Here is a 746-nt window from a genome sequence, read left to right on the forward strand (position 1 = left end):
TTAGGTCAAGGATACAAGCTTCACCAAAGTCTGAGTGAAGCTACAAGAACTTAGTATTGTTCGCAAAAGAGACAATTCGATTTAATAGTTGAGGATAGCGAGATGGAAGTAATTCTACTCGAGAAAGTTGGTAAGCTAGGCGGTCTTGGCGACAAAGTGACAGTGAAGTCTGGCTTTGGTCGTAACTTCTTGATCCCTTACGGCAAGGCTGTTCCAGCAAATGCTGCGAACGTTGCTGAGTTTGAAGCTCGTCGTGCTGAGCTTGAAAAAGCAGCTGCTGAGAAACTTGCAGCAGCAGAAGCGCGTGCAGAAGAGCTTAACGGTAAGGCTGTAACGATCGTTTCTAAAGCTGGTGATGAAGGCAAGCTATTTGGTTCTATCGGTGTACGTGACGTTGCAGATGCAGTCACTGCTTCTGGCACTGAAGTAAGCAAGTCTGAAGTTCGTCTTCCAGAAGGTCCAATTCGTAACACTGGTGATTTCGAAGTTGATGTTCAGTTGCACAGCGATGTAACTGCAACAATCAATCTTTCAGTTGTTGCTGAATAAGACCTTACGCCGAAGCGCGTAACGTTCACAGAGCCCAATTTTAAGTTGGGCATCTGCTTCTAAGCCCTAAGGATATCCTGTATATTCTTGGGGCTTATTTGTATTTATCTCCTGGAGTTTTTTCCTCTCGTGGCTGACCAAGAAATCTTAAATTTAAAAACCCCACCGCACTCAATCGAAGCTGAACAGTCCATTCT

1 protein-coding gene is annotated in these 746 nt (G+C 44.6%); it reads left to right on the forward strand.

Annotation, left to right across the window (positions count from 1 at the left end):
• The first annotated feature begins 102 nt into the window (after positions 1–102).
• Entirely contained in the window at positions 103–549 is a 447-nt protein-coding gene (gene rplI / locus A3738_RS26485) for a 50S ribosomal protein L9 (RefSeq protein ID WP_068480510.1), read from the forward strand.
• The last annotated feature ends 197 nt before the right edge of the window (positions 550–746 follow it).

Source organism: Oleiphilus sp. HI0066 (assembly GCF_001635725.1).

What these genes read in the sequence shown, in the direction of transcription:
- rplI (WP_068480510.1), top strand. Translation starts at nt 103, where the DNA reads ATGGAAGTAATTCTACTCGAGAAAGTTGGTAAGCTAGGCGGTCTTGGC.